Origin of the sequence: Streptomyces sp. NPDC101165 (assembly GCF_044768135.1) — a bacterium.
GTDB lineage: Bacteria > Actinomycetota > Actinomycetes > Streptomycetales > Streptomycetaceae > Streptomyces.
Genome location: NZ_JBIWPG010000002.1, coordinates 154,747 through 176,964, shown reverse-complemented (window position 1 = coordinate 176,964; position 22,218 = coordinate 154,747). Strand labels below are relative to the sequence as shown.

Annotated in this window: 16 protein-coding genes; 4 read left to right on the top strand and 12 right to left on the bottom strand. The window is 72.1% G+C overall.

The window, feature by feature from the left end; translation table 11 throughout:
- Positions 1–22 precede the first annotated feature (22 nt).
- From ACIRVH_RS04320 to iolC, 10 genes are all read right to left on the bottom strand, one after another.
- The gene (locus tag ACIRVH_RS04320; protein ID WP_403948068.1) at positions 23–2,002 is read right to left on the bottom strand and encodes an AMP-dependent synthetase/ligase; all 1,980 of its coding nucleotides are present in this window, start codon (positions 2,000–2,002) and stop codon (positions 23–25) included.
- Positions 2,003–2,088: 86 nt separating this feature from the next.
- The gene (locus ACIRVH_RS04315; protein ID WP_403948066.1) at positions 2,089–3,621 is read right to left on the bottom strand and encodes a von Willebrand factor type A domain-containing protein; all 1,533 of its coding nucleotides are present in this window, start codon (positions 3,619–3,621) and stop codon (positions 2,089–2,091) included.
- A 157-nt stretch (positions 3,622–3,778) separates the two neighbouring features.
- On the bottom strand, positions 3,779–4,642 hold the full coding sequence (locus ACIRVH_RS04310; protein WP_403948064.1) for an ABC transporter permease: 864 nt from the start codon (positions 4,640–4,642) through the stop codon (positions 3,779–3,781).
- Entirely contained in the window at positions 4,639–7,290 is a 2,652-nt protein-coding gene (locus tag ACIRVH_RS04305) for a CocE/NonD family hydrolase (RefSeq protein WP_403948733.1), read from the bottom strand. Before ACIRVH_RS04305 ends, ACIRVH_RS04310 begins: the two co-directional genes overlap by 4 nt.
- Before the next feature lie 267 nt (positions 7,291–7,557).
- The gene (locus ACIRVH_RS04300; RefSeq protein ID WP_403948063.1) at positions 7,558–8,964 is read right to left on the bottom strand and encodes an APC family permease; all 1,407 of its coding nucleotides are present in this window, start codon (positions 8,962–8,964) and stop codon (positions 7,558–7,560) included.
- A 377-nt stretch (positions 8,965–9,341) separates the two neighbouring features.
- The gene (gene mmsA / locus ACIRVH_RS04295; RefSeq protein ID WP_403948061.1) at positions 9,342–10,844 is read right to left on the bottom strand and encodes a CoA-acylating methylmalonate-semialdehyde dehydrogenase; all 1,503 of its coding nucleotides are present in this window, start codon (positions 10,842–10,844) and stop codon (positions 9,342–9,344) included.
- A gap of 15 nt (positions 10,845–10,859) precedes the next feature.
- Positions 10,860–12,746 (bottom strand): 3D-(3,5/4)-trihydroxycyclohexane-1,2-dione acylhydrolase (decyclizing), encoded by a 1,887-nt coding sequence (gene iolD / locus ACIRVH_RS04290; protein ID WP_403948059.1) that lies wholly within the window; start codon positions 12,744–12,746, stop codon positions 10,860–10,862.
- Positions 12,743–13,558 carry a 5-deoxy-glucuronate isomerase gene (gene iolB, locus ACIRVH_RS04285; protein WP_403948057.1) on the bottom strand — a complete coding sequence of 272 codons (816 nt, stop codon included), beginning with the start codon at positions 13,556–13,558 and terminating at the stop codon, positions 12,743–12,745. Before iolB ends, iolD begins: the two co-directional genes overlap by 4 nt.
- Before the next feature lie 7 nt (positions 13,559–13,565).
- On the bottom strand, positions 13,566–14,498 hold the full coding sequence (locus tag ACIRVH_RS04280; protein WP_403948056.1) for a deoxyribose-phosphate aldolase: 933 nt from the start codon (positions 14,496–14,498) through the stop codon (positions 13,566–13,568).
- A gap of 11 nt (positions 14,499–14,509) precedes the next feature.
- Positions 14,510–15,484, bottom strand: coding sequence for a 5-dehydro-2-deoxygluconokinase (gene iolC / locus ACIRVH_RS04275; protein WP_403948054.1), 975 nt, complete (start codon positions 15,482–15,484; stop codon positions 14,510–14,512).
- A 125-nt stretch (positions 15,485–15,609) separates the two neighbouring features.
- Here iolC and ACIRVH_RS04270 point away from each other — a divergent pair, with 125 nt between their 5' ends.
- The 4 genes from ACIRVH_RS04270 to ACIRVH_RS04255 all read left to right on the top strand — a co-directional run bounded on the left by ACIRVH_RS04270 (position 15,610) and on the right by ACIRVH_RS04255 (position 18,938).
- Positions 15,610–16,524, top strand: a complete 915-nt coding sequence (locus ACIRVH_RS04270; RefSeq protein ID WP_403948052.1) for a sugar phosphate isomerase/epimerase family protein — start codon at positions 15,610–15,612, stop codon at positions 16,522–16,524.
- A gap of 165 nt (positions 16,525–16,689) precedes the next feature.
- A complete protein-coding gene (locus tag ACIRVH_RS04265; protein ID WP_403948050.1) occupies positions 16,690–17,595 on the top strand; it encodes a helix-turn-helix domain-containing protein in 906 nt (301 codons plus the stop codon).
- Positions 17,596–18,056: 461 nt separating this feature from the next.
- Positions 18,057–18,257 (top strand): helix-turn-helix transcriptional regulator, encoded by a 201-nt coding sequence (locus tag ACIRVH_RS04260; protein ID WP_403948048.1) that lies wholly within the window; start codon positions 18,057–18,059, stop codon positions 18,255–18,257.
- A 120-nt stretch (positions 18,258–18,377) separates the two neighbouring features.
- Positions 18,378–18,938, top strand: coding sequence for a GNAT family N-acetyltransferase (locus ACIRVH_RS04255; protein WP_403948047.1), 561 nt, complete (start codon positions 18,378–18,380; stop codon positions 18,936–18,938).
- Here the strand turns inward: ACIRVH_RS04255 and ACIRVH_RS04250 are convergent.
- Together ACIRVH_RS04250 and ACIRVH_RS04245 are read right to left on the bottom strand one after the other, a co-directional pair.
- The gene (locus ACIRVH_RS04250; RefSeq protein ID WP_403948045.1) at positions 18,919–19,962 is read right to left on the bottom strand and encodes a zinc-dependent alcohol dehydrogenase family protein; all 1,044 of its coding nucleotides are present in this window, start codon (positions 19,960–19,962) and stop codon (positions 18,919–18,921) included. The genes ACIRVH_RS04255 and ACIRVH_RS04250 overlap by 20 nt on opposite strands.
- Positions 19,963–19,993: 31 nt before the next feature.
- Positions 19,994–22,210, bottom strand: coding sequence for an MMPL family transporter (locus ACIRVH_RS04245; protein WP_403948043.1), 2,217 nt, complete (start codon positions 22,208–22,210; stop codon positions 19,994–19,996).
- Positions 22,211–22,218: the final 8 nt, after the last annotated feature.

Below are 22,218 nucleotides of genomic sequence, written 5' to 3'. Positions count from 1 at the left end.
GGTGGCCCGCCGCTCGCGTGCGCTACCTCCGGTACAGCTCCTCGATCCGCTCGGCGTAGGCCGCCGTCACGGCGTGCCGCTTCACCTTCAGGGACGGGGTCAGCAGTCCGTTGTCCTCGGTGAACTCCCCCTCGACGAGCGCGAAGGCGCGGATCGACTCGGCGCGCGAGACGGCCTGGTTGGCGTAGTCGACCGCCTTCTGCACCTCGGCCCGCAACCGCTCGTCATGGACCAGCTCGGTCAGCGGGGTGTCCGGGGGCAGCCTGCGCACCGCCAGCCAGTGGGCGACCGCCTCGGGGTCAAGGGTGATCAGGGCCGCCACGAAGGGCCGGTTGTCCCCGACGGCCACGCACTGGCCGACCGGCGAGCGGCTGCGCAGCCGGTCCTCCAGCACGGCCGGGGAGACGTTCTTGCCGCCGGAGGTGACGAGGATGTCCTTCTTGCGGCCGGTGATGGTGAGGTAGCCGTCCTCGTCCAGGGAGCCGAGGTCTCCGGTGGCGAACCAGTCGTCGGCGAGGACGGCGTCGGTGGCCGCCGGGTTGTTCCAGTACGACCCGAAGACCACCCCGTCCCTGATCAGCACCTCCCCGTCGTCGGCGATGCGCACGGACACGCCGGGGATCGGCAGGCCGACCGTACCGGGGCGGGGGCCGAGCGGGGGCACGATGGTGGCGGCCGCACTGGTCTCGGTCAGGCCGTAGCCCTCGTAGACGACGATCCCGGCCGCGTGGAAGAACAGGTTGAGGTCGCGGTCCAGCGGGGAGCCGCCGCTGATGGCGTACCGCATACGGCCGCCCAGCTCCTTGCGGATGCGCCGGTAGACCAGCAGGTCGTACAGGGCCCAGGCGGCGTACAGGCCGGGCCCCGGGCCCTTGCCGGTGCCGAGGAACTTCCTCAGGTACGCCTCGCCGAAGCGCACGGCGATCCGTTCGGCGCGGTCGAAGGAGGCGCCGCGGCCGATCTTCTCGGCGGTGGCGCGCCCCGTGTCGTGGATCTTCTCGAAGAGGTACGGCACCCCGACCAGGAAGGTGGGCCGGAACTCCTTGAGCGCGGGCCGGAGTTCGTCGGGTTTGACGCTCGGGAAGTGGCCGGTCTCGATCCGGCCCATCAGGCAGGCGAGTTGCAGGGTGCGGCCGAGGATGTGGGCGAGCGGCAGGAAGAGCAGGGTGGAGGCGGTCCGGCCGGTGACGGCCTGGAAGACCGGGTGCAGCAGTTCGAGGGTGTTGGCGGCCTCGGCGTGCAGGTTGGTGTGGGTGAGGACGCACCCCTTGGGCTGCCCGGTGGTGCCGGAGGTGTAGCAGAGGGTGGCGATGGTGTCGGGGGTCAGGGCGGCGCGCCGCTTGGCGACCTCGTCGTCGGACAGATCGCGGCCCAGGGCGGTGAGGTCGGCGACCGCGCCCCCCGCCGCGATGGGGGTCCCCCCGCGCGAGCCAGGTTCGAGCGTGGGGGAGGCTGATGTCGGCGTCAGCTGCCAAAGGCGTGGCGGCCGGGGGTGGTTCGCGGTGGCGGTGGTGACCGTTGCGGTGTTCTCGGCGGTCTCGGTGACGACGTACCGGGCGCCGGAGTCGCGGACGATCCACTCCACCTGCTCGGCGGAGGAGGTCGGGTAGACGGGCACGGACTGGCCGCCGGCCGCCCAGATCGCGAGGTCCAGGACGGTCCACTCGTAGCGGGTGCGGGACATCACGGCGACCCGGCCGCCGGGTTCGAGTCCGGCGACGATCAACCCCTTGGCGACGGCGGTGACTTCGGCGGCGAAGGCGGCCGCCGTGACCGGGCGCCAGGCGCCCTCGGTACGGCGGCGCAGCAGCACCGCGTCCGGGGTCTCGGCCGCGTGCGCGAACGGCAGATCGGCCAGGGAGCCGACGGCGAGCGGCGGTGCCAGGGGCGCCGCCCGCACCTCGCGCACGGCGCCCGTCCCGTCCCTGACGATCTCGGCCGAGCCACGGGCCGCCAGGTCGGTGCGCCGCTGTGCCCGCTTCAGATCCCTGCGTACGCCCATGACGGCTCCCGGTGGTGGCTCGAACCTGCCTGCCGGGACGTCAACTTACTCCGAAGTAAGGAAGGGTCAATGGGACGTGCGGTGTCTCAGTCCCCGGTGTCCGTGTCGTGCGCCTCCCGGATCGCGTCGGCGAGGGCCTGGACGTCCTGGTCCTCGGTGACGTCGGCCAGAGTGGCCGCCCGGGCGGCGAGGCGGGTGAGGCCGGGGGCGCCGGGGAGGGCGGGACCGTGGTCGGTGCCGCCGGCGCGCAGGGCGTCGGCGAAGTAGGCGGCGACCGCCGTGACCTGGAAGCGGGGGCTCGCCTCCCAGACGGAGTCCTTGAGGGCGCCGGTCTCCAGGGCGCCGGTCTCCTCGTGCGGGGCCCGGGTGGTGGGGTCGAGCCAGCGGACGGTGGCGGTGGCCAGGTGGCCGTCGGCGCCCGGCTTGGTGCGCACCGCGTACAGGGCGGTCACGGTGTGGCCGGGGCCGACCTCGCCGCCGTCCACGCGGTCGTCACGGAAGTCGTCGTCGGCGACCTTGCGGTCGTCGTAGCCGACGAGGCGGAACTCGGCGACGGTGTCCGGGTCGAAGGCGACCTGGGCCTTGGCGTCGCGGGCGGTCAGCTCGATGTTCTGCGGGAGTTGCTCGCAGAAGACCTCGCGGGCCCCGTCGGTGTCGGAGACGTAGGCGGTGTGACCGTCGCCCTTGTCGGCGAGGCGTTCCATGAGGGCGTCGCCGTAGTTGCTGCCGACGCCGACACCGAAGAGGGTGATGCCGTGCTCGCGGCGAGCGGTGTCGATGCGGCGCAGGATCGCGTCGGGGCTGGTCTCGCCCTCGTTGGCGAGGGCGTCGGAGACGAGGACGACCCGGTTGGTCGCGCCCTTGCGCAGTCCCTCGACGGCGGTGGCGTAGCCGGTCTCGACGCCCGCGCCGAGGTTGGTGGAGGACTGGGCCTCCAGGCCGTCGATGGCGTCGTGGACCTCGCCGCGGTGGCTGCCGAGACGGGTCATCGGCAGGACGGTCTCGGCGTGTTCGCTGAAGGTGACGACGGCCACCGAGTCGTCGTCGCGCAGCCGGTCCGTCATGGTGTCGAGGGACTGCTTGGCGAGGTCGAGGCGGCCGGGTTCGTCCATGGAGCCGGAGACGTCGACGACGAAGGTGAGCGCGGCCGGCGGGCGCTTCTGCGTCGGTTCGGCGGCCCGGGTGGCGAGGCCGACGCGGACCAGGGACCAGTCCGGCCCGGCGGTGCGGGCGCCGTCGACGGTGACGGAGAAGCCGTTGCCGTCGGGGCGGCGGTAGTCCTGGCGGAAGCTGTTGACGAACTCCTCGGGGCGGACCGTCGACGGGTCGGGTGTGCGGCCGTCGGCGAGGGTGCGGCGGGCGTAGGTGTAGGAGGCGGTGTCGACGTCGAGGGCGAAGGTGGAGAGGTGGTCGTCGGACGGGGCCGTCTCGAAGCCCTTGGCGTCGCCCCGGTCGTGCCGGCCGGGGGCGGGGGCGGGCAGGCCGTGTTTGTCGGCGCTGTTGGTGTGGTCCTCGGTGCCGCCCGCCGCGCAGGCCGTCAGCAGCAGGCTGCCCGCCGCCGTGAGGGCGAGCAGCGTGCCGCGTATCCGTCGTGCTCGCTGTGTCCGGTTCCGCTCCATCTCGCGTTCCCCCTGCGTCGGTTGACGTCGGCTTGTGCGACCTCTGCCGACTGTGACGGCGCGGGGTGCCGGAACGTGCGCCCCAGGGTGTTGCGGATGCGTCTCGAACCGGCCACGGCGAGGGCCCGTCGAGACCGGCGGGTGATCCTCCGGTGACCTAGGACACCACGTCCTTGCGGGCGAAACCCCGGAAGGCCAGGGCGAACAGCACCAGGGCGTACGTTATGGAAATCGCGGTGCCCTGGATCATGCCGGACCACTCGGGGTGCGGCTGGACGGCGTCGGCCCAGGCGAACTGCCAGTGCGCGGGCAGGAAGTCGCGCCAGTGGCCGAGGGCGGTGACCGCGTCCAGGACGTTGCCGACGATGGTCAGGCCGACCGCGCCGCCGACCGCGCCGAGCGGGGCGTCCGTCCTGGTCGACAGCCAGAACGCCAGTCCCGCGGTGACCAGTTGGGACACGAAGATGTACGCCACGACCACCACGAGCCGCTGCGCCGCCGTACCGGAGTCCAGCGCGCCGCCGGTGGGGATCTGCAGCGGGCCCCAGCCATAGGCGGCCGTGCCGACCGCGAGGGCCACGACCGGCAGCAGCACCATCGCGGCGAGGCTCAGCCCGAGCCCCACGGCGAGCTTGGACCACAGCAGCCGGGCCCGGGGCACGGGCGCGGCCAGCAGATAGCGCAGCGAGGACCAGCCGGCCTCCGAGGCGACCGTGTCCCCGCAGAACAGGGCGACCGGGATCACCAGCAGGAAGCCCGCGGAGACGAACAGGTTGACCGCGGCGAAGTTGGCGCCGGACGCGGTGGCCGTGTCCATCAGGGTGACCCGGCCGTTGCGTCCTGCCGGGTCGCCGCCGATCGCGAAGGCGATGAGCAGCACGAACGGCAGGACGGCCAGGATCCCGCCCATGATCAGCGTGCGGCGCCGCTTGAGCTGGCGGATCAGCTCCACGCGCAGGGGAAGGGTGCGGCCCGCGCGGTAGCCGGAGGCCGTCTCGGTGCGCTCGGCGAGCGTGCTCATGCGGAACCTCCGATCAGGGTGAGGAAGGCGTCTTCCAGGCGCCGGTGGGGGCCGACCGAGGCGACGGGCACCTCCAGGCGCACCAGCTCCACGACCAGCCGCTCGGCGGTGCCGCCGGGTTCGAGGCGGACCAGCAGCCCGTCCTCGGTGCGCACGGCGGAGGCGACGCCGGGCAGCGCGGCCACCTTCTCCACGACCGGCTCCTCCACGGGTGTGCCGGTGCCGACCAGCAGGGTGTCGCCGGAGCCCACGATCTCGCCCACGGGGCCCGCCTGGACGAGGCGGCCGCGGTCCATCACCACCAGGTGGGTGCAGGACTGCTCGACCTCGGCGAGGAGATGGCTGGAGACGATCACCGTGCGGCCGGCGGCCGCATAGCGGATCATCACCTCGCGCATCTCGCGGATCTGTGGCGGGTCGAGGCCGTTGGTGGGCTCGTCCAGGATGAGCAGGTCGGGCAGGCCGAGCATGGCCTGGGCGATGGCGAGGCGCTGGCGCATGCCCTGGGAGTAGGTGCGCACCGCGCGGGCGAGGGCGTCGCCGAGGCCGGCGATCTCCAGGGCCTCGTCCAGGTGCGCGTCCTCGGGCGGGCGGCCGGTGGCCCGCCAGTACAGCTCCAGGTTCTCCCGGCCGGACAGGTGCGGCAGGAAGCCCGCGCCCTCCACGAAGGCACCGACCCGCGACAGCACCGGCGCGCCGGGCCGGATGGCGTGGCCGAAGACGCGGATCTCGCCGCCGTCCGGCTTGATCAGGCCCATCAGCATGCGCAGGGTGGTGGTCTTGCCCGCGCCGTTGGGCCCGAGCAGGCCGAGGACCTGGCCCTTCTCCACGCGGAAGGACAGCTCGCGCACCGCGTACCTGTCGGCGGACCTGGCGTACCGCTTGCTCAGGTCGGTTATCTGCAGCGGAACTTCGGCGAGTGCCGGGTCGGGCGTCGGGGCGGCCGTACGGCGGCGGCCGGTGAACAGCAGGGCGAGCGCACCCGCGGCTCCGGCCAGAGGCAGCCACCACACCCAGGCGGGCAGGGGTGCCGCCGCGGTGGTGACGGCGGGCGCCGTCGGCACGCTCAGGTCTCCCCGGAGGGCGACGGTGTACGTGGCCGGGGCGGCCGGTGAGGCGTAGCCGAGGTCGGTGGAGGCGAGGACCAGGCGCAGCCGGTGGCCCTTCTGGACCTCGTGGTCGATCGCCGGGAGGGTGATCGTGACGTCCTTGCCGGTGCGGGCGCCGGTGACCCGGAGGGGGGCGACGAGCTGGGCGGGCAGCACCTGCTGGGTGCCGTCGGGGCCGACGTCGTAGACCTTGCCGAACAGGACGGCGTCCTCGCCGGTGGAGGTGACGTGGGCCGTCACGGTCGGCGAGCCGGTGATCCTGAGGTCGGCGGTCACGGGTGCCGAGTCGAACTTCGCGTACTGGCCGGGGAAGTCGAGGGAGATGCCGACGCCGAGCGCGGAGAGCTGGGCGAGGCCGCCGGTCCCGCCGAGGCCGGGCAGGGCGGAGACCCCGGGCGGGCTGGCGCCGGCCGGGTTCGCGAAGCGCTGCTCGCGGCCGGTCAGGGCGATGGTCCGCCGGTGGTCGTGCAGGCCGGGATAGCTCTTGGCGCTCGCGCCGCGCAGTTGGGCGGCGCCGTCGGTGGCGTCGACGCCTCCCGTGCGGGTGATGCGGAAGGCCGGGCCGGTGTCGGCGGACGTGTCGCCCTTGAGGTAGTGGTCGAACCAGGCCCGCACCCGCCCCTGCACCCGGCCGCTCTCCAGATCGCCGCCGTCGTGTCCGCCGGCGATCCAGTCGACGTCGACCGGCGCGCCGTTCGCCCTGACGGCCCTCGCCGCGGCGTCGGACTGGGCGAGGGTGAACAGGGAGTCGGTCTGGCCCTGCACCAGCAGGGTGGGCACCTTGATGCGGTCGGCGACCGCGGACGGCGAGCGCTGCTCCAGCAGCTCGCGGGCGGCCGCGTCCGGCGTGCCGGACTCGGCGACCCGGTCGTACATCCGGCACAGCTCCGGCTCGAACCTGGCGCAGCCGCCCCCGGTGTTGAAGAAGATGCCGGCCCACAGCTTCTTGAACACGCCGTTCGGGAACAGGGCGTCGGCCAGGTTCCAGTAGGTGATGGCCGGTGCGATGGCGTCGACGCGGTGGTCGTGTCCGGCGGCGAGCAGGGAGATCGCGCCGCCGTAGGAGCCGCCGGCCACGCCCACGCGGGGGTCGCCCGGCTTGTCGAGGCGTACCTGGGGCTGCTTCGCCAGCCAGTCGATGAGCCGGGAGACGTCGGCGACCTCGTGCTTCGGGTCGTTCAGCCCGATCTTCCCGGTGGAGTGGCCGAAGCCGCGCGCGGACCAGGTCAGCACCGCGTACCCGTCGCGGGCGAGGTCCTCGGCCTGCTGCCGTACGTCGTCCTTGCTGCCGCCGAAGCCGTGCCCGAGCAGCACGGCGGGGCGGCGGCCGGCGGCGGTGCCCGTGAAGTACGAGGTGTCGATGCGCGTGCCGTCGCCCATGGTCATGACCCGGTCGCTCCGGTGCACCGGCGGCGCGTCGTCGGAGGCGACGGCCGTCCACGTGCCGGCGCCGGCGAGCACCACGACGGCGGCCGCGGCAGCCATTAGCCGCCGCGGCCCCTTCAGCAGCCCGCGCAACGCGGGCCTGCCCTGCCCCATTCGCCCCCGGAGGGGCGCCTCAGCCGGGGTCGAGGGGGCGACCGTGCTCACCCCCTCGACCCCGGCGCGCCCCTCCGGGGGCTGGTGAAGATCCATGCCTCAACGGTACGGTCCGCCTCCGACAACGGATGCGGCCGCCGGGCTGAACCCGGGGCCCTCCTTGGGGAGTACGGGTCCGCCCCGGTGTACTTCAGGCGTGGTACGACGACGTCCTCGCCGCCCGGCACGGTGCGGGCTGCGAGGACGCGGGGATGTCGAGCGGGTTCGTTACGCCTGCGCGTCCTCCGGGATCGACACCAGCCAGCGGGTCTCCCGGCGCGGGCGGAGGTAGAAGACCCAGTAGAGGGTGGCGGCCGCGGTGATGCCACCGGTCCACAGCAGGTAGCTCGCCTCCTGCTGGGTCAGGATGTAGCCGAGGACCGCGATCAGCACGACCGGCATCGCGGGCCACAGCGGCATCCGCCAAGCCGGCGTGTGCTTGTGGGAGCCGCGGCGGGCCAGCAGGGCGGCGACCGCGACCAGCAGGTACATGCCGGTCACCGAGACGCCCGTCACGCCGTACAGGGTGTCCAGGTTGACGAAGCAGAGCAGCGCGCCGGGGACGCCGACCGCGAGCGTGGCGACCCAGGGGGAGCCGAAGCGGCCGAGCTTGGAGAAGACGTTGTTGACCGGCTCGGGCCAGGCCTTGTCGCGGGCGGAGGCGAACAGGACGCGGGAGTTCTGGATGACCATGACGATGCCCGCGTTGATGATCGCGAGGGCCACGCAGAGGCTGACGAAGGTACCGACCGCGGAGTTGGACCAGGCGGTGACCATGGAGCTGATGTCGCCGCCGGTCAGCTCCTTGAGGTCGGAGGCGCCCATGGTGATCGCGGCGACCGGGACCAGGATGATCACGGTGGAGATCGCGAGGGTGGCGAGCACGGTGCGGGCGACGTTGCGGCGCGGGTGCTCCAGCTCCTCGGAGAGGTAGACGGCGGTCGAGAAGCCCTGGGTGACGAAGAGGGCGATGGCGAGCCCGGAGACCACCAGCATGGCCGTCACGGTGTTCGTGTGGCCGTTCTCGCCGGCCACCTGCATGGAGACCAGGCTGCCGGCCCCGCGGTGGCTGTGGGTGAAGCCCAGGAGGGCGACGACACCGGCGGCGATGACCTCCAGAACCAGGAAGATGCCGGTGATCCAGGCGTTGGCGCGCAGGTCGAGCAGGCCCGCGAGGGTGGCGAGCAGCATCACGCCGGCGCCGGTCATCGACGGGTCGAGGTGCGCGATCGGGGCGAGGTAGTCCGCCGTGCCCATCGCGATCACCGGCGGGACGATCATCACGACCAGCAGGGACAGGACGAAGACGAGCCAGCCCGCGAGCCGCCCGGCCATCGTCGACACCATCGCGTACTCGCCGCCCGCGCTGGGGATGAGGGTGCCCAGCTCGGAGTAGCAGAACGCCACGGCGATACAGAGGAGGGAGCCGATGGCGATCGTCAGGGCGGTGGCGGTACCGAGGGAGCCGAAGAGGTCGGGGACGACCACGAACAGCGTGGAGGCGGGCGTGACGCACGAGAGCGTCAGCAGGGTGCCGCCGACGACGCCGATGGAACGCTTGAGCTTCTGGGGACTGCCAGGGGCCCCGGAAGCGTCTATGACGGCTGTCTCGACAGGGCGGAGCGTGTCGGTCATGCGGCGGTTCCGATCGACTCGTGCGACTGAGGGTGGGGTCGGGAGCGCTATCGCCTCCGGCGGCTCGTCTTGCGTTCGTCTCGTCCGCTCCCGGCGCTGCATAGAGAACCCCGACGAAAACCGCCGCGTCAATGGCTGTTTACCTTCGGAATTCGTAGTTCACGCAAGGCTCACGCGGCATCACTTTCGTAGGCTGTGGCGCCCTGTAGATGCATCCATCAAGCTGTAACGGAATCCGACCTTGCTTTCCAAGGTCATTTATCGTCAATCCCTTCGCCATCCGTTTGATCCCGCCAGAACGAGAATCGCAGCTAGGGCGTCAAAAAAATGTCAGGCCGTCCGGTATCCGGACGGCCTGACAAGGGGCTGTGGAGCCCTCAGTGGTTGCGCGGGAAGCCGAGGTCGACGCCGGCGGGAGCCTCGGACGGGTCCGGCCAGCGGGTGGTGACGACCTTGCCGCGGGTGTAGAAGTGCGTGCCGTCGTTGCCGTAGATGTGGTGGTCGCCGAAGAGCGAGTCCTTCCAGCCACCGAAGGAGTGGTAGCCGACGGGGACCGGGATCGGGACGTTCACGCCGACCATGCCGGCCTCGATCTCCAGCTGGAAGCGGCGGGCGGCGCCGCCGTCGCGGGTGAAGATCGCGGTGCCGTTGCCGAACGGCGAGGCGTTGATGAGGGCCACACCCTCCTCGTACGTGTCCACGCGCAGCACGCACAGCACCGGGCCGAAGATCTCGTCCTGGTAGGCCTTCGCGGACGTGGGCACCTTGTCGAGCAGGGAGATGCCGATCCAGTGGCCGTCCTCGTAGCCCTCGACCGTGTAGCCGGTGCCGTCGAGCACGACCTCGGCGCCCTCGGCCGCCGCACCCTCGACGTAGGTCGCCACCTTGTCGCGGTGGACCTTCGTGATGAGCGGGCCCATCTCGGAGGCCGGGTCGCTGCCGGGGCCGATCTTGATCTTCTCGGCGCGCTCGCGGATCTTCTCCACCAGCTCGTCGCCGATGGAGCCGACCGCGACGACGGCGGAGATCGCCATGCAGCGCTCGCCCGCGGAGCCGTAGGCGGCGGACACGGCGGCGTCGGCGGCCGCGTCCAGGTCGGCGTCCGGCAGGACCAGCATGTGGTTCTTGGCGCCGCCCAGGGCCTGGACGCGCTTGCCGTTGGCGGAGGCCGTGGTGTGGATGTAGCGGGCGATCGGGGTCGAGCCGACGAAGGAGACGGCCTTGACGTCCGGGTGCTCCAGCAGGCGGTCGACGGCCACCTTGTCGCCGTGGACGACGTTGAAGACGCCGTCGGGCAGACCGGCCTCGGCCAGCAGCTCGGCGATCTTGATCGACGCCGACGGGTCCTTCTCGGACGGCTTCAGGATGAAGGTGTTGCCCGTCGCGATGGCGATCGGGAACATCCACATCGGGACCATCGCCGGGAAGTTGAACGGCGTGATGCCCGCGACGACACCGAGCGGCTGACGGATGGCCGCCACGTCGACGCGGCTCGCGACCTGCGTGGACAGCTCGCCCTTCAGCTGCACGTTGATACCGCAGGCCAGGTCGACGATCTCCAGACCGCGGGCGACCTCGCCGAGGGCGTCGGAGTGCACCTTGCCGTGCTCGGCGGTGATCAGCTCCGCGATCGCGTCCCGGTTGGCGTCCAGCAGCGCCCGGAACTTGAAGAGGATGGACGTGCGCTGGGCCAGCGAGGACTGGCCCCAGGTCACAAAGGCGTCCTTGGCCGCCGCGACGGCCGCGTCCACCTCGTCGACCGACGCGAACGCGACCTTGGTGGTGACCGCGCCGGTCGCCGGGTCCGTGACCGGCCCGTACGTACCCGACGCGCCTTCGACGGTCTTGCCGCCGATCCAGTGGTTGACGATCTTCGTCATGCCCAGAAACTCCTTTTACAGATGGCGGCGTCGGGTCGAGACGTGCCGTTCGTACAGCTCACGTGCCTTGACCGCGGACGATCGGGTCGCGGTCTCGGCCACAGGAACATCCCACCAGGCCTGCGCCGGAGGCGCGCCCGACACAGTGTCGGACGTTTCGGTCTCCACGTAGACACATGTGGCAGTGTCGGCGGCCCGCGCCTCGGCGAGCGCCGCGCGCAGGTCCCGTACGGTCTTCGCGCGCAGCACGCGCATGCCGAGGCTGGCCGCGTTGGCGGCGAGGTCGACGGGCAGCGGGGCACCGGTGAAGGTGCCGTCGTTCGAGGTGAAGCGGTAGGCGGTGCCGAACCGCTCGCCGCCCACGGACTCCGACAGACCCCCGATCGAGGCGTACCCGTGGTTCTGCACGAGCAGGATCTTGATCGCGATGCCCTCCTGCACGGCGGTCACGATCTCCGTCGGCATCATCAGGTACGTCCCGTCGCCGACCAGCGCCCACACGTTCCGTTCGGGCGCGGCGAGCTTCACGCCGATCGCGGCCGGGATCTCGTAGCCCATGCAGGAGTAGCCGTACTCCAGGTGGTACTGGTCGTACGAGCGCGCCCGCCACAGCTTGTGCAGGTCGCCCGGGAGCGAGCCGGCCGCGTTGATGATGATGTCCGACTCGTCCACCAGGGCGTCCAGGGCGCCGAGGACCTGCGGCTGGGTCGGCCTGATGTCCGGCTCGTCCGCCTCGAAGCAGGCGTCGACGCGCTGCTCCCAGCGCTCCTTGTCCTCGGTGTACTCGGTGACGTACGAGTCGGCGACCCGGTGCTCGTGCATCACCAGCGCCTCGGTCAGCTCGCCCAGGCCGCTGCGGGCATCCGCGACCAGCGGCAGCCCGGCCAGCTTGTGGCCGTCGAAGGGCGCGATGTTGAGGTTGAGGAAACGCACGTCCGGGTTCTCGAAGAGGGTGCCGGAAGCGGTGGTGAAGTCGGTGTAGCGGGTGCCCACGCCGATCACCAGGTCCGCGGTGCGGGCCAGCTCGTCCGCGGTCGCGCTGCCGGTGTGGCCGACGCCGCCGACGTCCTGCGGGTGGTCGTGGCGCAGCGAGCCCTTGCCGGCCTGGGTGGAGGCGACCGGTATCCGGGTGGCCTCCGCGAACTCGGCGAGGGTCTCCTCGGCACGGCTGTGGTGGACTCCGCCGCCCGCGAGGACGAGCGGGCGCTTCGCGGCCCGGACCGCCCGGACGGCCTCGGCGAGTTCGGTGGGGTCCGCGCCCGGGCGCCGCACGGTCCACACGCGCTCGGCGAAGAACTCCTCGGGCCAGTCGTACGCCTCCGCCTGCACGTCCTGCGGCAGGGCGAGGGTGACCGCGCCGGTCTCCACGGGATCGGTGAGGACCCGCATGGCCTGCAGGGCGCTCGGGATCAGGGCCTCGGACCGGGTGATCCGGTCGAAGTACCTGGACACCGGGCGCAGGGTGTCGTTGACCGACACGTCGCCCGCGTACGGCACCTCCAGCTGCTGCAGGACCGGGTCGGCGGGGCGGGTGGCGAAGACGTCGCCGGGCAGCAGCAGCACCGGAAGGTGGTTGATGGTGGCCAGCGCGGCGCCGGTGACCAGGTTGGTCGCGCCCGGGCCGACGGAGGTGGTCACGGCGTGGGTGGACAGGCGGTTCGACTGGCGGGCGTAGCCGACCGCCGCGTGCACCATGGACTGCTCGTTGCGGCCCTGGTGGTACGGCATTACGTCCGCGTACTCGATCAGTGCCTGGCCGAGGCCGGCCACGTTGCCGTGGCCGAAGATGCCCCAGGTGGCGCCGATCAGCCGCTGCCGCCGGCCGTCGCATTCCGTGTACTGGGCGGCGAGGAAGCGGACGAGTGCCTGCGCGACCGTGAGCCTCGTCGTCGAGGTCGTCATCGGTAACCCTCCCTGTGATCCGGGTGGAAGCAGATCCGCCACTCCCGCGTCTCACCCGGACCGGACATGACGTTCAGGTAGTACATGTCGTGCCCGGGCTGGGCGATCGACGGGCCGTGCCAGCCGTCGGGGACGAGGACGGCGTCGCCGGAGCGGACCTCGGCGAGGACGTCGGTCCCGCCCTCGCGCGAGGGGAATACGCGCTGATAGCCGAAGCCGTTCGGGCCGTCGATCTCGAAGTAGTAGATCTCCTCCAGCTCGGACTCCTCGCCCGGCCGGTGCTCGTCGTGCTTGTGCGGCGGGTACGAGGACCAGTTGCCGCCGGGTGTGATCACCTCGACGGCGATCAGCTTGTCGCAGTCGAAGGAGTCGGCAGAGGCGACGTTGCGCACCCGGCGGGCGCAGGTGCCGCTGCCGCGCTCCTCGACGGGGACCTCCGGCGCGGGGCCGTAGCGGGCGGGGAGTCGTCGCTCGCACTTCGCTCCTGCCAGGGCGAAGCGGCCTCCCGCGCCGGAGGCGATCAGGACCTGGGCGTCCCGGGGCACGTACGCGAAGTCGGAGACCCCCGCGAACACGCTTTCCCGGCCCAGGAGTTGGATTTCTTCTTCCGCGATTCGCACGGTACATCCGCCGTGCAGCGGAAGCACGATCCACTCACTGTCCCCGGTGGTGAACGTATGTGTACCGCCCGGTGACAACTCCACGATGCGCAGGCTGCTGTGCGTCCAGCCGGCCCGCTTCGGGTCGATGTCGACGGCGTACTGGGCGTTCGCGGTGGCGCCCCGGGGCAGGTGCAGGTCGATGCTGGTCATACGGCCCTCACAGCAGTCCTACGGCGGTGTCCACGGCGGCGGTCACATCGCCGTCCGCCGGGTACAGCAGCGAGCGGCCGACCACCAGGCCGCGCACGGTGGGCAGTTGCAGTGCGCCGCGCCACTTCTCGTACGCGGCCACCTGCTCCTCGGGCGAGTCGCCGATGTCGCCGCCGAGCAGCACGGCCGGCAGGGTCGAGGCCTCCATGACCCGGGCCATGTCGTCGGGGTTCTCGGTGACCGGCACCTTCAGCCAGGTGTAGGCCGAGGAGCCGCCGAGGCCCGAGGCGATGGCGATGGACTTGGTGACCGCCTCGGCGCTCAGGTCGTTGCGGAGCCGTCCGTCGGGGCCGCGCCGGCTGATGAACGGCTCCACGAAGATCGGGAGCCGGTGCGCGGCCATCGCGTCGACGGCGCGGGCGGTGGACTCCAGGGTGGTCAGGGAGCCCGGGTCGTCGTAGTCGATGCGCAGCAGCAGCTTGCCGGCGTCGAAGCCGAGGCGCTGGATGTCCTCGGGCCGGTGCCCGGTGAAGCGGTCGTCCAGCTCGAAGCTGGCGCCCTGCAGGCCGCCGCGGTTCATGGAGCCCATGACGACCTTGTGGTCGAGGGCGCCGAGCAGCAGCAGATCGTCCAGGATGTCGGCGGTGGCGAGGACGCCGTCGACGCCGGGCCGGGACAGTGCGAGGCACAGACGTTCCAGCAGGTCGGCGCGGTTGGCCATGGCGAGCTTGCGGTCGCCGACGCCGAGTGCGCCGCGGGCCGGGTGGTCGGCGGCCACGATCATCAGCCGGCCGTTCTCGTTCAGCAGCGGGCGGCGGGCCCGGCGCAGCGCGGCCTCGGCGATCGCCTCGGGGTGATGGGTGCGGGTGTGGACCAGCTCGGCGACGTCGACGCGCGGCGCCCGGCTGCCGTCCCCGCCCTCGTGGTGGGTGCCTGCCACCCTGCCCGCCCTCACAGGACCGCTCCGGCCTCGAGCGCGGCGGCCACCTCGTCGGGGGTGGGCATCGCGGAGGAGCACTCCAGGCGGGAGGCCACGATGGCACCGGCCGCGTTGGCGTGTCGCATGATCTTCTCCAGGTCCCAGCCTTCCAGCAGGCCGTTGCAGAGGGAGCCGCCGAAGGCGTCACCGGCGCCGAGTCCGTTGAGGACGTCGACGGGGAGCGGCGGGACCTCGGCGGACTCGCCCTTGCTGTTGACGGCGAGGACGCCCTTGGGCCCCTGCTTGACCACGGCGACCTCGACCCCGGCGTCCAGCAGCGCGCGGGCCGCGGCATGGGGTTCGCGCACGCCGGTGGCGACCTCCACCTCGTCCAGGTTGCCGACGGCGACCGTGGTGTGGCGCAGCGCCTCGGCGTAGAAGGGGCGGGCGGACGCAGGCCCGCGGCGGGAGCCGCTGATGTCACTGCTCCAGAACATGGGCCGCCAGTCGAGGTCGAAGACCGTCGTGCCCGACTTCGCGCGGTGGGCGAGAGCCGCGAGGGTCGCCGTACGGCTGGGCTCCTCGCTCAGGCCGGTGCCGGTGACCCAGAAGATGCCTGCCTCGCGGATCGCGTCCAGGTCCAGGTCGTGGGCGTCGATCTCCAGGTCCGGCGCCTTGGGCTGCCGGTAGAAGTACAGCGGGAAGTCGTCCGGCGGGAAGACCTCGCAGAAGGTGACCGGCGTGGGCAGCCCGGGCACCGGGGTGACCCAGCGGTCGTCGACGCCGAAGCCGCGCAGGGCTTCGTGCAGATAGGCGCCGAACGGGTCGTCGCCCGTGCGGGTGATCACGGCGGTCCGCCGGCCGAGCCTGGCAGCGGCCACCGCGACGTTGGTCGCCGACCCGCCGAGGAACTTGCCGAAGGACGACACCTGGGCGAGCGGGACACCGGTTTGCAGCGGGTAGAGGTCCACTCCGATCCGCCCCATGGTGATCAGGTCGTACGCCATCGGCTTCCCTTCGTCACGGCTCTCCCCGGCTTTCTAGTCCTGTCCGCCGAGCCCTGTCAATGTTTTGTCCAGACATTCGGACCAGACCTTGACACCGCTTTCCGTCGCCCCGCACGCTGACGGCCATGACGTCGTTGTCACCCTCCTCACTTTCCCGTATCCGGATCGGATCGGCGCCCGACTCCTGGGGCGTCTGGTTCCCGGACGACCCGCAGCAGGTCCCCTGGCAGCGCTTCCTCGACGAGGTCGCCGACTCGGGCTACGAGTGGATCGAGCTGGGCCCCTACGGCTATCTGCCGACCGATCCGGCCGTACTCGCCGAGGAGACCGCCCGGCGCGGCCTGAAGGTGTCGGCCGGCACGGTCTTCACCGGCCTGCACCACGGCCCGGCGGTCTGGGACAAGACCTGGTCGCACGTCTCCGGCATCGCCGCCCTCACCCAGGCGATGGGCGCCCGCCACCTGGTCGTCATCCCGTCCTTCTGGCGGGACGACAAGACCGGCGAGGTGCTGGAGCCCGACACGCTGACCCCCGAGCAGTGGCGGAATCTCACCTCGCTGACCGAGCGGCTCGGACACGAGGTGCGGGAGCGCTACGGCCTGTCGATCGTGGTCCACCCGCACGCCGACACCCACATCGACAGCGCGGAGAACGTCACCCGTTTCCTCGACGGCACCGACTCCGACCTGGTGTCGCTGTGCCTGGACACCGGGCACTACGCCTACTGCGGCGGGGACAGCGTCGAGTTGATCGAGACGTACGGCGAGCGGATCGGGTATCTGCACCTGAAGCAGGTCGATCCGGAGATCCTGGCGGACGTGCGCGCCAAGGGGACGCCGTTCGGGCCGGCGGTCGCCCAGGGCGTGATGTGTGAGCCGCCGTCCGGGGTGCCTGCGCTGGGGCCTGTGCTGGAGGCCGCGCAGAAGCTGGGCGTGGATCTGTTCGGGATCGTCGAGCAGGACATGTACCCCTGCGAGCCGGACGCTCCGCTGCCGATCGCTCGGCGGACCCGGGCGTTTCTTCGGTCGTGCGGGGCGTGAGAGCGCCTACGGGGGTGCCGGGTTCTGTGCGTGTGCGTGTGCAGGTCGTATGCGGCTTGTCGCGCCCACGCGGCGGAGCCGCGTATGGAGACGGCCCCGCGCCCCTGGGAGGTTGTCCTTGCTGCTCGTAGTATGAGTGCCCTTCGGCTCAGCGCAGGAGGGCGCATGGCGGACGGGGTCTCGTGGGAGGTCGTTCCCGCACAGCCCCATCCGGCGTTGCGGCCCGGTGTGATCAGTTATCGCGGGATATGCATGGCCCTCGACCGGCCGCGGCGGCGGCTGGAGACGCCGATCGGGGCGGCCACGCTGTTGCTCGGCTTCGAGGAGCCCGTGCGGATCTCGCGGGCCGGGCGGGCCCCGGCGACCCTGGTCTCCGTCGTCAACGGGCTGACCACCACACCGGCCCTCGGCGAACACGCGGGGCGGCTCTCCGGCATCGAGGTTCTGCTCGCACCCTGGGCCGCGTTCACGCTGTTCGGCACGCCCCAGTACGAACTGGCCAACCGGTCCCTGGATCCGGACGAGTTACCGCATCCGCTGGGCACCGGAGTGGGTGAACTGGCCGCCGCCCTCGCCGCTCTGCCCGGCTGGTCCGAGCGGTTCGCCCTGCTGGACGAGGTGTTGCTGCGGTGGTCCCGGGCGGGCGTTCCCGGCTCCGCTCGGGTGGTGCGCGCCTGGTCGCTGCTGCGGCACAGCCGGGGCGCGATCCCAGTTCCCCGGCTGGCCGAGGAAGTCGGCTGGGGCGTAAGACAGTTGGAGAACCGCTTCCGTGAGCAGATCGGCCTCGGGCCGAAGGCCGCGGCCCGGGTGCTCAGGCTGCAGCGGGCGAAGCGGCTGCTGACGGCGGGGCGCGGGCAGGCGGAGACGGCGGCCCTGTGCGGGTTCTACGACCAGGCGCACCTGAGCGGCGAGTTCAAGGCGATGACGGGCTGCACGCCAGGCGAGTTCCTCGCGGCCCGGCGCCTGCCTGCGGCGCGCTCGGTGCCGGACCGGATGGCGGGCGAGGTGACGAGCCTGGCTCTCGTGCCCGGCCGGAATGCGGTTTTTCCCAATACCCGCGGCAGCCGGTAGGGGCACGCTGATCGCCCGGCCGGTCGGTTCCCGGGGGAAGCGGGACCGTCGACGGCTCGGCTGCCGGCCACGGGGGATCCGGCAGCCCGGCCGGGAGCGAGGAGCCGTCGGAGGTGCGGGGAGACCGGCGGACCGGGCTCGGCGATAGGGGTATCCCCGGTTCGGGCGAAGCCGAGAATTGGGGAAGGGTCCCGGTCCACCCTCCCGCAGGCGGGCGTCGGCCCGGCCGGGCGTTCGGGCCGGCGCAGTCCTTTTGCTGCGGGCGTGTCACAAACAACCTCTTCCTGTCACACATGTCGCGCCTATGCGGGTTCTCGGTCACACCAGGTCAACAGCCGCTTTCCTGCAGTCACTCTGCGTCGTTCACCGGGCACAGGCTTGGTGATCGCCAGCGCAGCGCCCGGCTCCCCCGACGGCCGCCCCCCGGCCGCCGCCGCGGCGCGCGCAGGGAGGTGCAACTCATGACCGACCGAGGGCTCTGGTCCTACAAGGAGATCGCGGCGCACATCCGGGTGCAGCCGGACACCGTACGGTCCTACCGCAAGCACGGCCTGCTGCCTCCGCCCGACCACGTGGAGGGCGGCAAGCCCTACTGGTACGCCGACACCGTCCGCGCCTGGGTCGCCTCCCGGCCGGGCAACCGGGGCAGAAGAGCGGACTGACCTCCTGGACCCGGCCTTTCGGACCTCGTCTTTCGACTTGGCCTTTCGGGCCTGGCCTCGGGACCTCGCCCTCCGGAAAATCACCTGTGCCCCACCTTCCGCGTGGGGCACAGTCGCCACATGAGCTTCTCCGTCAAACCGGTCCTGACCGGCCACAAGACCGTCCTGCGCCCCTTCACCGAGGCCGACGCCCAGGTCATGTGGGACATCATCGAAGACCCCGAGGTCGTCCGCTTCACCTACGAGCCGTCCGACCTGACCCCGGAGCGGGTGCGGTCCTGGTACGGCTCCCGGGCCACCGCCTCCGACCGTCTCGACCTGGCCGTCACCGACCCCGCGACCGGCGAAGTCCTCGGCGAGGTCGTCCTGTACGAGTACGACCCGGCCGCTCGCAGCTGCACCTTCCGCACGCTGATCGGCCCCCGGGGCCGCGGCCGCGGCATCGGCACCGAGGCGACCCGGCTGATCGTCGCCCACGGCTTCGGGGAACTCGGCCTGCACCGGATCGAGTTGGGCGCCTACGCCCACAACCGCCGGGCCCTGCACGTCTACGAGAAGGTCGGGTTCGTGGTCGAGGGGGTCCGGCGGGAGACACAGCGGCAGGACGGCGAGTGGACCGACGAGGTGATCATGTCGATCCTGGACCGTGAGTGGGCGGCGCTCAGCTCCACGGCTCGATGACCGTCACGCCCGCGCCCGGCGCCGTCCCCATCGCCGCCAGGGCCTCCGGGACCGCGTCGAGCGCGATCGTGCGCGTGATGAGCAGGTCCGGGCGCAGCACCCCGGAGCCGACCAGCTCCAGCATGCCGGGATAGGCGTGGGCGGCCATGCCGTGGCTGCCGAGGAGTTCGAGCTCCAGGGCGATGGCGCGGGCCAGCGGGACGGGAGTGGTGCCGTCCGGTGAGGGCAGCAGGCCCACCTGGACGTGCCGGCCGCGGCGGCGCAGGGAGTCGACGGAGGCCGCGCAGGTGGCGGGCGAGCCGAGGGCGTCGAGGGAGAGATGGGCACCACCGCCGGTCAGCTCCCGGACGGCGGCCGCGGTGTCGGGCACGCCGGTCGCGTCCACACACTCGGCCGCCCCGAACTTCCGCGCCAGGTCCAGGGCCCGGGGCGACAGGTCGACGGCGACCACTCGCGCTCCCGAGGCCGCGGCGATCATCACCGCCGACAGCCCGACCCCGCCGCAGCCGTGCACCGCGACCCACTCCCCCGCCGCCACCCGGCCCTGCTGCACCACCGCGCGGAAGGCGGTGGCGAAGCGGCAGCCGAGGGCGGCAGCCGTGGCGTACGCCATCCCGTCCGGGACCGCGACCAGATTCACGTCGGCGTGGTCGAGGGCCACGTACTGGGCGAAGGAGCCCCAGTGGTGGAAGCCGGGCTGGGTCTGGCGCTCGCACACCTGCTGGTCGCCGGCCGCGCAGGAGGAGCAGGTGCCGCAGGCGCAGACGAACGGCACGGTGACCCGGTCGCCGGGCCGCCAGCCGGTGACCCGGGCGCCCACCGCCTCGACGACACCGGCGAGTTCGTGCCCCGGCACGTGCGGGAGCCTGATGTCCGGGTCGTGCCCCATCCAGCCGTGCCAGTCGCTCCGGCACAGCCCGGTCGCCTCGACCCGCACCACCACCCCGTGCTCGGCGGGCTCCGGGTCCGGCACCTCCCGTATGTCGGCCGGCTCCCCGTACTGCTCGAACACCACGGCTCTCATACGCGTCACCCTGCCATGGAAGCCACGGGCCTCACACCCCTGCCGGCTCCTTCTCCTCCTCCGCCGCCACGGCCCGCTCGCCCTCGCTGAGTCCGAACCGCTGGTGGAAGCGGCGCAGGGGGGCCGGGGCCCACCAGGTCGCGCGGCCCGTGAGCCGCATGATCGCCGGGACCAGGAGGCTGCGCACGACCATCGCGTCCATCAGCACCGCGAGGGCGATGCCGAGGCCCAGCATCTTGGTGTTGGTCACCCTGGAGGTGCCGATGGCGACCATCACCACCGCGAGGATGACCGCCGCCGCGGTGATCAGCCCGCCGGTGCGCTGCAGCCCGTGGCGGACCGCCTCGTTGTGGTCTCCGGTGCGCTCGTACTCCTCCTTGATGCGGGAGAGCAGGAACACGCCGTAGTCCATGGAGAGGCCGAAGGCCACGCAGAACATCAGGACCGGCAGGGTGGTCTCGATCGAGCCGGGGCTGGTGAAGCCGAGCGCTCCGGAGAGGTGGCCGTCCTGGAACACCCAGACCACCGCGCCGAACATCGCCGTCAGGCTGAGCGCGTTGAGCACCACCGCCTGCAGGGGGATCAGCACGCTGCCGGTGAGCAGGAAGACCAGCAGCAGGGTGACGATCGCGATGAACGCGCCGGCCCAGGGCAGGCGTTCACCTATCGCGTGCTTGGAGTCGACCAGGACGGCCGCCGTGCCGGTCACCTTGGTGTCGAAAGGGGCCTTGAGCGAGCGCAGGTCGCCGACCAGGCTCTGGGCGGCGCTGTCGACGGCCTCGCCCCTCGGCTGCACCGTGAAGTAGGCCGTGTCACCGTTGACCAGCGGGCCGTCGACGCGGACCACCTCGGGCAGGGCGGCCACCCGCTGCTTGTAGTCCGCGTACTGGGTCTGGGTGGCCTTGCCCTCGGCAAAGATCTCCAGGCCGCCGCCGGGGGTGCCCGGGAAGCCGTCACGGATGTGCTGCTGCACCACGTGCGACTCGGCGCCCGAGGGCAGCTGACGGTCGTCGGCGGTGCCGAACTTCACGCCCAGGAAGGGCATTCCGAGGAGCACCAGCAGGGCGGTCGTACCGAGCGCGAAGAGCGGGGCGCGGCGCATCACCAGCGTGGCGGCGCGGGCCCAGGCGGTGCCTTCGGTACCGGCAGCCTTCGGCTCGCGACCGCGGCGCAAGAGGCGGCTCAGGTCGAGGGAGTTGACCCGGTGGCCGAGCAGGAGCAGGGCTGCCGGGAGCAGGATCAGCGCGGCCGCGGCGGCGAGCAGGACCACGGCGATGCCGGCATAGGCGAAGGACCGAAGGAAGTACTGCGGGAAGACCATCATGGCGGCCAGGGAGACCGCGACGGTGAGGGCGGAGAACAGGACCGTGCGGCCGGCCGTGCGCAGGGTCGTGCCCACGGCGGTCAACGGGTCGGCTCCGGTGGAGAGTTCCTCGCGGTAGCGGCGGACGATGAACAGGGCGTAGTCGATGGCGAGGCCGAGGCCGAGGGCCGTGGTGAGGTTCAGCGCGAAGACGGAGACGTCGGTGAAGGAGGTCAGGCCGCGCAGCACCGCGTTCGTGCCGAGGATGGCGACGATGCCGATGCCCAGCGGCAGCAGGGCCGCGATCGCGCTGCCGAAGACCATCACCAGCAGGACCAGGGTGATGGGCAGGGCGATCATCTCGGCGCGGGTGAGGTCCTCCTTGATGATCGTCTGCATCTCGTGCCGCACCGCGACGATGCCGCCGACCTTCACCTGGAGCGGGCCGTGCGTGCCCCGGTAGTGGGGCGCTATGCGGTCCAGAGTCTTGCCCATCGCGTTCTCGTCGCCGGTGATGCGGGCGGCGATCAGCGCCTCGTGCCCGTCCTTGGCGCGCAGGGCGGGCGATTTCGACTGCCAGTAGGAGCCGACGCCGGTCACGCCCTGCTCGGTGGCCAGCCGCTCGGCCAGGTCGCGGGCCTGGGCGGCGACCGCCGGGTCGTCCACGGAGGCGCGGCCGGAGTCCACCAGGAGCAGCAGGTTGGGCTGGGAGCCGGGGAACTCGCGCTCCAGCGCCTTGGTCGCGTACGTCGACTCGGCGGCCGGGTCCTCCCAGCCGCCGCTGCCCAGACGGTCCGCGACGCCGCTGCCGGCCACCACGGCGAGCGCGGTGAGCACCAGGGCCACCAGCAGCGACAGGCGCGGGCGGGCGGTCACGAAACGTGTCCAGCCCCCGACGCGGGGCGGTCCGTCCCCCGGGTGCGGCGCCTTGTTGACTTCGGTCATCGTGCGGT

Coding starts and splice junctions, on each gene's coding strand:
- ACIRVH_RS04320 (WP_403948068.1), bottom strand. CDS start 2,002: ATGGGCGTACGCAGGGATCTGAAGCGGGCACAGCGGCGCACCGACCTG.
- ACIRVH_RS04315 (WP_403948066.1), bottom strand. CDS start 3,621: ATGGAGCGGAACCGGACACAGCGAGCACGACGGATACGCGGCACGCTG.
- ACIRVH_RS04310 (WP_403948064.1), bottom strand. CDS start 4,642: ATGAGCACGCTCGCCGAGCGCACCGAGACGGCCTCCGGCTACCGCGCG.
- ACIRVH_RS04305 (WP_403948733.1), bottom strand. CDS start 7,290: ATGGGGCAGGGCAGGCCCGCGTTGCGCGGGCTGCTGAAGGGGCCGCGG.
- ACIRVH_RS04300 (WP_403948063.1), bottom strand. CDS start 8,964: ATGACCGACACGCTCCGCCCTGTCGAGACAGCCGTCATAGACGCTTCC.
- mmsA (WP_403948061.1), bottom strand. CDS start 10,844: ATGACGAAGATCGTCAACCACTGGATCGGCGGCAAGACCGTCGAAGGC.
- iolD (WP_403948059.1), bottom strand. CDS start 12,746: ATGACGACCTCGACGACGAGGCTCACGGTCGCGCAGGCACTCGTCCGC.
- iolB (WP_403948057.1), bottom strand. CDS start 13,558: ATGACCAGCATCGACCTGCACCTGCCCCGGGGCGCCACCGCGAACGCC.
- iolC (WP_403948054.1), bottom strand. CDS start 15,484: ATGGCGTACGACCTGATCACCATGGGGCGGATCGGAGTGGACCTCTAC.
- ACIRVH_RS04270 (WP_403948052.1), top strand. CDS start 15,610: ATGACGTCGTTGTCACCCTCCTCACTTTCCCGTATCCGGATCGGATCG.
- ACIRVH_RS04265 (WP_403948050.1), top strand. CDS start 16,690: ATGGCGGACGGGGTCTCGTGGGAGGTCGTTCCCGCACAGCCCCATCCG.
- ACIRVH_RS04260 (WP_403948048.1), top strand. CDS start 18,057: ATGACCGACCGAGGGCTCTGGTCCTACAAGGAGATCGCGGCGCACATC.
- ACIRVH_RS04255 (WP_403948047.1), top strand. CDS start 18,378: ATGAGCTTCTCCGTCAAACCGGTCCTGACCGGCCACAAGACCGTCCTG.
- ACIRVH_RS04250 (WP_403948045.1), bottom strand. CDS start 19,962: ATGAGAGCCGTGGTGTTCGAGCAGTACGGGGAGCCGGCCGACATACGG.
- ACIRVH_RS04245 (WP_403948043.1), bottom strand. CDS start 22,210: ATGACCGAAGTCAACAAGGCGCCGCACCCGGGGGACGGACCGCCCCGC.